Genomic DNA, 9,975 nt, shown 5'->3' with positions numbered 1-9,975 from the left:
GACACCGGCCACGCGCGGCTGTGCCCGGACGGCCTGGAGATCGCGGGCTGCATGGCGGGGCGAATGATAACCATTCACCTCCAGGACAATGTCGGTGAGGGCGACGCGCACCTGATGCCGTTTGACGGGACGGTTGACTGGAATGGCGTCGCGCGGATGCTCGACGAGGCCGGTTACACCGGGCCGTATCTCTACGAGACGGCGCTGCCGACGGCGGAGGACGTCATCCGCCGCGCGCGGAGGACGTCGGAGAAGATCGAGTCCATGCGCAAGAGATGACGGCGACGCGCGGGCTGCAAGAGTTCGTTGCCGCGAGCGACTCTCTCCACCGCCGCACTCCGCCTACGGGCGCCGCCCTCTCCGCTCGCGCAGACGGCGGCGGAAGCCTCCAGGCGCGGGGCCGGCGGGCCGATCAACGCGCACGTAGATGCTGTCGGCGATCTGGTGGTCCACCGCAACCTGCGTCTGCCCCACCTCGAACACGTAGGACGGAACCGTCTGAATCACCGATACGTCGGCGCCTGGGAGCGCGCCCATGGCGATGAGCTTCTCGAGGGTGGCGCGTTCGTTGGTATGGATGTAGGCGATGCGCCCGGATGCGCCGGGGGAGAGATCAGCCAGCGGCGCGACGACGGGCAGCGTCGCATCGCGATTCTCAACGCAGCACGGGCCGGGTGGAATCGGTGTGCCGTGAGGACAGAACCGCGGGTGGCCGAGGAGCGTGCAGATGTGATCGTCAATCCCCCTGCGGATAATGTGCTCGAAACGACAGGCGGCCTGATGAACCACCTCCTCGCCGACGTCGAGCACGTCGGTCAGCAGCCGCTCGGCAAGGCAGTGGCGGCGCAAGATGCCTGCGCCCTCCGCGCGCCCGGGCTCGGTCAGAACGAGCCCGCCGTCGGCGCGAGTCACGAGGCGCGCGGCGACCAATTCGTCCACAGCGTCGGGCGCGCTCGGCTCGGGTAATTCGGAAACAGCCACGGCCGCGCCGGGCCTGTCGCGGGTCGCGACGAACAGGGACTCCAGTATCTCCTCAGCTTTGTCGCTTAGCTCCACGATTAGCTCCTGGGCGCGGCGCCGTCGCCGCGTCGTGGTTACGTTTCGCGCTGAGCGCGGCCGTCCTCGGAGTTCCTGCGCCCCCGCAACAGGCTGCCGGCCCAGCGGGTGAGGCGGGCGAGACGGGTTTCGCCGGGCATCTTGTAGCCACAGCGGGGGCAGCAGATCATGGTGCAGCCGCGGCCCAAGGGGCAGCCGACACACGCCGACCGCGCCTGTTCGCGTCTAAACTCGCTGCCGCACATCGGACACCTCATATCTTCACTCCCAGGCCCGTCAGCGCCGCATTGAGCATGTAGCCGACGCCGAAGGCGAGAGGGAATATGAGGACGGCGATCGCCAGCGCTATCTTCCAGCCGCGCTCCTTCCACATCATGAGGAACTGGGCGATGCAGGGCAGGAAGAGGGTCATGGTCACCATCGCCACGACGAGCTGCACGCCGTCGAGCGCTCCGCTGGAATCGAGATCATAGAGTCCGGCTGCGCCATAGTCCCGGCGGAAGAAGCCGAACAGGAAAGCCACGGCCGCCTGGGGCGGCAGGCCGATGAAGCGCACAACTGGCTCCAGCCCCGACACCGCCGACTGGAATATGCCCGTGAGTTGGCCGACCCAGATGACCACGCTCGCGAGGATGAAGAGCGGCAGCACTTCCATGAGATACCACTCCATCCGGGCGTAGGTCTTGGACAGGATGTTGGGGAGGCTCGGCAGGCGCAGAGGCGGGATCTCCATGTAGAACGACGGCGCCCGTCCGGGGACGAGCCGGGCCGACAGGAAGCCGACGAGAAGAAAGACGAGTCCAACCACGCCCGCCCATATCGCCAGGCCGAGCGGGCGATGCGCGAGCAGCGCGAGGATGACCCCCAACTGCGCGGAGCACGGTATGGCCAGGGCGAGTAGGAGGGTGGCGATGATGCGCTCGCGGGTTGTCTCGAGCACGCGCGTCACCATCGTCGCCATGGTGTCGCAGCCGAAACCGAGCACCATCGGGATCACCGCGCGGCCGCTGAGGCCGATCGCCTTGAAGACGCGATCGAGGAGCATCGCGAGGCGCGGCAGGTACCCGGTGTCTTCGATGACGGCGAAGACGAGAAAGAACGTCGCGACGATGGGGAGGATGATGGCGACGGCATATTTGATGCCGAGAGTGATGATGCCGTAATTGCCGACGAACAGGCTGCTCCAGACCGGCCATGGGATGATGCGCTCGATGAAGCGCGTGACGACGGGAATTACGTAGCCGTCGAAAACGCGGCCTTCCAGGAAATCGACCGCCACGCCGGCGCCGAACTGGCCGACGAACTTGTAGAGGCCGAGATAGAGCACGACGAGCAGGATCGGAACGCCCGTAAGCGGCGTCATCATCAGGCGGCTGAGCGTGTTGCGCCAGCCCGACGGCGCGCGGGTCGGGCGAGTCGCGGTGCGAGCGATAATGCGGTCTGCGCTCCGCTGCCGGGCCAGCGTGATGGCGTAACGCAGCGGGTCGCGATGGCGCGCCCGGGTACGAGCGATGATATCCTCGATCTGCGGGAGCAGCGCGGGTTCCCGTGCCTCGACGAGCGCGAGCATGTCCTCGTCTTCCTGGAGCAGCAACACCGCCACCGCCCGGTTTGACAGGCCGTAGTCCTGCGTCAGCAGAGCCGCGATCTGCGCCACCGCCGCGTCGAGATCGGGGCCGTACTCGACCTGCGCCGGCGGGCCAACCGTCTCGCAGTTTTGGCGGGCGATGCGCTCGCCGATTCGCTCGCGCAAAGCGCCGGTGCCGCGTCCGGTCGTCGAGACCGTCGCCACGACCGGGACGCCGAGTTCCCGCTCCAGGCGCTCGGTGTCAATAGCGATGCCAAGTTCCTCGGCCTCATCCATGACGTTGAGGTCGAGGACGAGCGGCAGGCCGGCCTCGAGCAGTTCGAGAGTGAGGGGGAGCATGCGGCGGAGGTTCTTAGCGTCGCTCACCTGGACGACCACGTCGGGGCGCTGGTGGATCAGAAGCGAACGCGCGACGATCTCCTCGGCGGTGATCGGGGAGAGCGAGTACATCCCCGGGGTATCCACGACTTCCACGTCCACGCCCGCGATCCGGCCGCGGCCGCGGCTGACTTCGACTGTCGTGCCCGGGTAGTTGGATACCGTGGCGTAAGCGCCGGTGAGGCGGTTGAATACGACGCTCTTGCCGACGTTGGGGCTGCCGGCGAGGACGACCTTTGCGGTCCCGTCGGCGACGCCCTTCGCGGTGGGCGCGTGGCACGAGCGGCCGGGGAGGAGCGCTGAGGAAACGCGTCGCAGGAGATCGAGGCTCATCGCCCACCCCCTGCAAGGCGGGGCGCACGCGAAGCCGAGCGCTTGCTTCGCTCGGCAGACGCGCGACACGACGCGCATTCGCCCGTCGCCTCGACGGTGAACTGCTGGAGACGGAAGCGTTCGCTGCGGGCGAGTGCGCCCACGGCACGTTCCACCTCCGCGCGCCGCGGCAGATCGACTTCGGTCACCGCGCCGCAGCGAGCGCAGACGAAATGGACGCGCTCCTCGTGCTCGGCCTCATAGTGGCCGTGGCGCTCGGACGGGCCGGCGGGGCGCACCAGGCCGAGGCGAACGAGCAGCGTCAGCGTGCGATATACCGAGCTGAGGTCTATGTGGACACCCTCTGCGATGAGCGCGCGATGAATGTCCTCGGCGCTGAGGTGCTCGCGGCGCTGTTCCAGGACACGTACAACCGCCCGGCGCGGGGCGGTGGCCTTGAGTCCCGCAGCGCGCAGCTCTTGGATCATGGACGAGTCGGGCATGGTCACCTAACTGCAAATATTTTGCAATTACAGTATACCACGTTTGCGGCGATTGTCAAACGCCCCCGCGGCCGATGTGACCGCGCTGGGCGATGAACCGGGGGCATCACAGATCGCGCGGATGGTGGGCAGAGGTGGAGCCGGCTTGCGGGTCGGCGACGTCGCCGACCCGGAGCAGGCCTCCGCAGTCTCCCGCGCCCCGAGCATCTAGAGGCGTACAACCCAGCTGCACGGGGAACGCTGCGGCACGCCGCGGCGACGCGGCGCCGTCCTCTTCGGGCCTGCCGGGAGCGCGCCGACCTCCCCCCTGGCCGGGGGATGCGTTAGGGCGCCGAGCGTCTCCAGCGCGCTCCGCTTGGCCTACTCGAGGTCCGCGCGGCGGATGAAGGCGACGGAATCGAGTTCGATGGCATCACCGGGCGATCCGGGTGGATCAATACGGATAGCGGTGACTAGACCGCGCCAGCGCGGATGGGCGCGCAGGTCAACCGCGTACTCCTGGAAGTCGCCGGCCGTGACCGCGAAGCCCTGCTGCGCATCCGCGGCGAACGGCTGCCCGCCTGCGGCGAAGTAGATGGATGCCGGGCCGCTCCGCTGCGCGCGCATGCGGACGCGGAGGCCGCCGAATTCCTCCGTGGAAGCATCGAGACCGACCACGCCCATGTAGGGGTCGTCGCCGGTGATGGAGGTGGCGGCGATCCCGTTCTCCACCTCGATCGGCGTCATCGAATGCATGGCGTGCCAGCCCTGCGCGCCGGTTTCGAAGTCCCACGCCGTGCGCGCGCCTTCGCCGCGGAAGGCGGTAACGCCGCGAATCGTCACTGCCACCGGCGCGTCGGCGCGCCGCAACTTGATCTCAACCACGCCGAGCACCGGATCATACCGGTATCCCGGCTGCGCGGCGAACTGCTCAACGCGCGCCACGTTCGTTGCGTCGGCGACCACCTGCCCCGGCCCGGCGACGCCGACGAGCGTCGCGTACATCCACTCGCCGGCGGGATACCGCAGCAAGAAGCTCACGGAGTCGGCATCGCACCGGACACCGCTGAGCTGCCCGGCGGCGAGGAGAGTCACCGGCGTGCCATTCAGCTTGGGCGTTTCGGTGTGCGGCTCGAGATCGCGCCCGATGAGCGGGAAGACGTTGTTGAGGATGCCCTGCGGGCCGAGCATCAGGCCCCAGGAAACGCTGCCGTCAATCATGCCGACGCTGTCGGGGTAGAGGCCGAGGTAGTCCGGCTCCAGGCGCTGCTGGATGATGCCGCTGCGGGTGACGCCCTCGGCGATATGGCGCCAGTCGTAGGTCTTATCGTATTCGGCGAGGCGCTGAAGCGACGACGCATAGGCGAGGCCGTTCCATTGCACGAGGCGCCCGAACCAACTGCCCACGTACCACGTCGCGCCGAAAACGGGAATGGAGCCGTAGCGCATCGCTTCGAGTCCCTCCTCCGGCGCCTGCCAAGTGTACAGGAACGGCAGGCCGGATTCGGCCCAGTACACCGCGCGGCGGAGGTGCGTCTCGTTGCCGGTGGCGAGGTAGCCCGCGAGGCATGCGTCAACACCGTGTGCGGCAGCGAGGATGTCGGGCGTGTGAAGCGGCACCTCCCAGACCTGGGCGCCCCGCGGAACCTTGAACTGCTCCATGAATTCGAGGCCCTTCAGTCCCGCGGCGAGGAGGCGTTCGTCGTGGAAGATGCGCGCGGCGCGCAGCAGGAGGTTGACGTTGCCGGCAACGGTTCCGAGGGTCGTCCTTCCCGGCTCGCCAAGCGGGCGATGCTCTTCGTCTGGCTTGAAGTACCAGCCGCCCTTCTCGTCCTGCGACGACATGATGGAGTACGCGCGGCCGCGGAGGTCGAGGAGGGGCTCGCTGATGCCGCCGATGTGGGCGGCGAGGTTCAAATCGCGCTGGGAGCCGATGCGGTCGAGGGCCTTCTCCTTGAGGTCCGGATAGGGGGCGTCACCTCCGAGGACTTGGGCAGCGAGGATGTAATGCAGCGCCACGCCCGGCGAGCGCCCCGGCGCCCAGCCCTGGACGCCCATCCAGCCCTTGTCATCGACGTAGAGAACTTCCTCGTAGCTGCGAATGCTGAGGGCGATGGTGTCCTCATAGCTGCGCGGCAACTCCGGCAGCGGCGGCGTGCCGTAGCGTTCGTACCACAGGCGCACGGCGTCGCGGACCGATCCGCGCGGCATGGCGAAGATGCGCTGCTTGATGGTCAGCGGCTTGCCGGGCTGAAGCTCATATGGCCGGTCGGCAACGAGATGATTCTCATCCGTCCATTCGGGAATCGAGGGCGCGAATAGCTGCATCAGGTGGTTGTCCTGATTGTCGAGGAAGTTCGGCGAGGCGAACACGGCGGTCGGGCGGTCGTGCTCGCCGTCCCATTTCTGGGTCACGTCCCACATCATGCCGACCACGCCGCCCTCTGGCGCACCGATCGCCATGAGCGGCATGGTGATGCGGTTCGGGTGCGGGGCGAAGCGCACGTTGCCCGGCGGGGCGATGTCAAGCGTGCTGGACGACTTCTCGCCTTCGACCAACCACTCCAGCCCGGCGAATAAGCCTTCCGCTTGTTCGCCATCGAAAGTGCCGTCGCCAGCCAGGAACTTCGGGCCGGCGACGCGCAGCAGTTCTCCCGGTTGGCTTGGCATGAAGATGGATGTCACCGCAAACTCCGGCAGGGCCTCGTCCCGGTCGAGCCGGATGAAGATCTTCAGGTCGCCTTGGGCTTCACCGGAGACCACGCGGCCGCGCATCTCTACGCCGAACGCGGTGCCGCCCTGAACGGCCACAAGAGGGAGTACCGGGGTCAGGCGAATCCGAGCCTGTGGGGGGTCGCCGCCCATGCCGATCAACTCGCAGAAGCTGGCAATAGTCGCCATCGGCTTCCATGCACCGTCCCAGACGCAGAGCAGCGCCGGGCCGCAGCCCTGCTCGTTGCGAATGATCATCAGCCCCACCACCTGGTTCGAGATCCAGATGCCCTCTTCGATCTCGACGGCGCGCGCGTCCGTGGGTCGAGGCAGGCGGCTCAAATCGACCCCGCGGCTGACCACGAGGTTTGTCTCGACCGTGACCGCGGGCGCTGCCGGCGCGGTGACGCGAACGGTCAGCGGCGCCCGGCCCGCCAGCGAAGCCACGATCGGCACGGAGCCCGTCCACTTCTCGCCCGGGGCAAGCGAAGCCGGCCCACGTACAGTCGGCGCTTCGCCGCCTATGGCCGGCGAACTCACTGCGATCTCGACCGGCCCGACCGACTCGCCCCCGACGTTCTGGAGCGCCACCGTGAACTCACGCGGCCGGCCGACGAACAGGATCGGGGTCTCCGGGGTGATGCTCAAGGCGAGTTCGGGCGGGCCGGACGGGGCGGCGGTGAGCGCCACCGAGTCCACGCTGACCGTCGCGGGTTGTGCAGACGTGGTGAAACTCAAGCGTAGGCGGGAGATCCGCGCCGCATCGCCGACGAGGTCCGGCACATCGATGAGATAGGTCTTCATCTCCCCGTCGGCGACGGCGGGCACGGCAAGCTGCTGCCGCCCGCCGAACTTCGCGTTTTCCTCCGCGAAGGCGACGATGATCTGCTCGACGCCTTGGAGCGCCGCTCGGATGGTCAGGTAACGGAGCAGCCCCGGATCGCCGTCGAGTTGAGGTGACAGCAACGTCGGCCGCTGCCCAGCAAGCGAAGTGACAACGAGTTGGCCGTCGCGCGCCTCGAAGGTTTCGATATCCGACTGCGGGATGAAGCCGTCGAGGCCGCGGTCGAACTCCCACACGGGCTGTTGCGGCACGGAGTCGGGCTGCGGGAATTCGACGACGGCGATGTAGTCAATCCACACTTCCTGCCCTTCGCCGCCGGGCGGGTCGAAGCGCAGGCGCGTGACGCGGTCCTTCCACAGCGGGAACACATGGTAGGTGTGGAACTCACCGTCGGCGATCATGCTAAAGCCGATCTCTTTGCCCGCGACGAAGCCGAGGTCTTTGCCCTGGGTGCTCGATGCCCAGAAGAACTCCGCGCCGCCGCCGTCTTTCACCTTGGCGCGGATGACGACGGCCTGGTAGTCGTTGGCCTGGATGTCGAAACACTGCCCTTCGCTGCAGATCATGTACGGGTCGCCGCCAGTGACCTTGCCGTGCAGGACGCCGTCGCGGACGGCCGGTGGCCCCATCGAGTGCGCGGGGTACCAGCCGTCGGCGTCGGCCTTGAACTCCCAACGAACGAGGGGCTTGGGCTGCTCTTGCGCGCTGGCGGCACAATGCGCGAGAGCAGAGAGGGTCACGGCAGCGAGCAGGCATTGCCACGGTCGAGGTATCACAGGTCGCCTCCGGAATGTGTTCGATTGCGCCGCCCGACTGTTTCGGCTGGCCGTGGGCGCTTCCTGCCTGGAGGATGCGCGAGCGCGGCGGGGAAGTATTCGGTCACCCCGGCGCAAGGAGGCGCGCATGCCCGTTATCGAGGTAGAGAAGGTCATCCCGGCACCGCCCGATGTCGTCTACGCGGCGGCGAAGGATATCGAGAGATTCCCGGAGTTCATGCCCAATGTCCAGACGGTCGAGATTCTGGAGCGCGAGGGTTCGCACACGAAGAGTCGGTGGGCCGGCCGCGTCGAGGAGTTCAGGCGCACCATCGCGTGGGTCGAGGAGGACGACTGGGACGACGCCAGGCGCGCGTGCACGTTCCGCGCGACCGAGGGGGACTGGGACAAATACGACGGGGTGTGGACGTTCGACGAGCATCCGGACGGGACGCTCGTTTACCTGAAGCTGGACTACGATTTCAACGTGCCGTTGATCGGGCCGCTCATTAGGGGTTTGCTGGCGAAGCTGGTGAAGGGCAACAGCGAGGAGATGCTGGAGGGCCTGGCGCGGCGCGTCGCGGCGGGGTAAGAGTGAGACTCAGTGGCCGCGGATGGACGCGAACCAACAGCGATGTCGCGGATGCCGGACGGCACGCGGCGGGGATGGCATCCCCGCCTTGTACCCCTGGGGCCCGCGAACATGCGCGCTGATCCGCGGCGGATACTGGTTCCGGAGACGACATGGAGTACAGCGACAAATATCTGGCGTTCATGGGCCTGGCGCCCAAACGGATTCCGCACTGGGAGCACTGGTCGTGCCCGGACGCGGAGACGTACCTGACCGGCATTGACTACTACGAGCACCCGCGGCGGTGCCGGTTGAAGCTGCGCGAGTTGTATCCGCAACTGGAACTGGGGATCCCGGACACCGACGATCCCAAGCCACGGCCTACCCTCGACCTCGATGACCAGACCTCGAGTGTCAACGACGAAGGCCGACGCCGCGTGCGCTGGGGTGACGGCGAGAGCGGCTTCTGGGACTGGGGCAAGTTCTTCAAGACCGCCGACGACGTGTTCGCGTTCTCGCCGCTCGCGCAGGGAGACTTCACAGACATCCCGGTCGTCGAGTCGCGCGACTACTCCGACGAAGAGAAGCTCTACGAGATGTACCGCAAGGGCTATCCTGCGGAGCACGGCGCCAAGGCACCCGAAGGCTCGACTGCCTCGGCGGGTTTCTACAACACGATGTTCATGTGGCCGCTGCTGACGTTCGGCTGGGAGCTGTTCCTCGAGACCTGCCTCGACCCGCGCTTCGAGCGGATCATGGACGAGTTCGCGGAGATCAACCGGCGCGTCTTCCGCAGCTTCGCACGGTTGCCGGTCAATTTCGTGGTGTGCCACGATGACATCGTGACCTCGCGCGGGCCGGTGTGCTCGCCGGCGTGGATGCACAAGTACATTTTCCCGCGGTACGAAGAGTTCTGGGGGATAGTCAAGGCGGCGGGCAAGGAAGTCATCTTCATGTCCGATGGCTGCGTGGACGCGTACGCCGATGACGTGATGGCGTGCGGCGCGCGAGGGATCATCTCCGAGCCGTACACGGACTACAAGCGGATCGCGCGAAAACACGAGAACTGCTTCCTCGCGGGCGAAGGCGACAACCGCATCCTGACGCGCAACGATCCGGACGAAATCGAGGCGATGGTTGACAGCATGATCGAGACCGCTGGGATGACGGGCGGGTACATGATGTGCGTCGGCAATCACATTCCGTGGAATGTCACGCCTGAGGGCATCAAGCGGTATCTCGATTTGTCGGCGGAGCGGGCGCACAGATAGGGGCGG

General features: G+C 67.1%; 7 protein-coding genes. 3 read left to right on the top strand and 4 right to left on the bottom strand.

Annotated features, from left to right (window positions below):
* Nucleotides 1–279 (top strand): sugar phosphate isomerase/epimerase (locus JSV65_09490; protein UCH36566.1); only part of this gene is annotated, 279 nt, incomplete at its 5' end.
* A gap of 63 nt (nt 280–342) precedes the next feature.
* Here the strand turns inward: JSV65_09490 and JSV65_09485 are convergent.
* The 4 genes from JSV65_09485 to JSV65_09470 all read right to left on the bottom strand — a co-directional run bounded on the left by JSV65_09485 (nt 343) and on the right by JSV65_09470 (nt 8,148).
* Nucleotides 343–1,056, bottom strand: a complete 714-nt coding sequence (locus JSV65_09485; GenBank protein UCH36565.1) for a metal-dependent transcriptional regulator — start codon at nt 1,054–1,056, stop codon at nt 343–345.
* Nucleotides 1,057–1,309: 253 nt separating this feature from the next.
* On the bottom strand, nt 1,310–3,355 hold the full coding sequence (gene feoB, locus JSV65_09480) for a ferrous iron transport protein B (GenBank protein UCH36564.1): 2,046 nt from the start codon (nt 3,353–3,355) through the stop codon (nt 1,310–1,312).
* Nucleotides 3,352–3,837, bottom strand: a complete 486-nt coding sequence (locus JSV65_09475) for a transcriptional repressor (GenBank protein ID UCH36563.1) — start codon at nt 3,835–3,837, stop codon at nt 3,352–3,354. The genes feoB and JSV65_09475 overlap by 4 nt, the downstream gene beginning before the upstream one ends.
* A gap of 360 nt (nt 3,838–4,197) precedes the next feature.
* Nucleotides 4,198–8,148, bottom strand: coding sequence for a hypothetical protein (locus JSV65_09470; GenBank protein ID UCH36562.1), 3,951 nt, complete (start codon nt 8,146–8,148; stop codon nt 4,198–4,200).
* Between the two features lie 127 nt (nt 8,149–8,275).
* Here JSV65_09470 and JSV65_09465 point away from each other — a divergent pair, with 127 nt between their 5' ends.
* Entirely contained in the window at nt 8,276–8,719 is a 444-nt protein-coding gene (locus JSV65_09465) for an SRPBCC family protein (protein ID UCH36561.1), read from the top strand.
* A gap of 152 nt (nt 8,720–8,871) precedes the next feature.
* Nucleotides 8,872–9,969 carry a hypothetical protein gene (locus JSV65_09460; GenBank protein UCH36560.1) on the top strand — a complete coding sequence of 366 codons (1,098 nt, stop codon included), beginning with the start codon at nt 8,872–8,874 and terminating at the stop codon, nt 9,967–9,969.
* Nucleotides 9,970–9,975: the final 6 nt, after the last annotated feature.

This window comes from Armatimonadota bacterium (assembly GCA_020354555.1).
In the GTDB taxonomy this organism is placed as follows: Bacteria; Armatimonadota; Hebobacteria.
The sequence above is the reverse complement of the archived record's forward strand: the minus strand, read 5'-3'. Positions and strand labels throughout refer to the sequence as shown.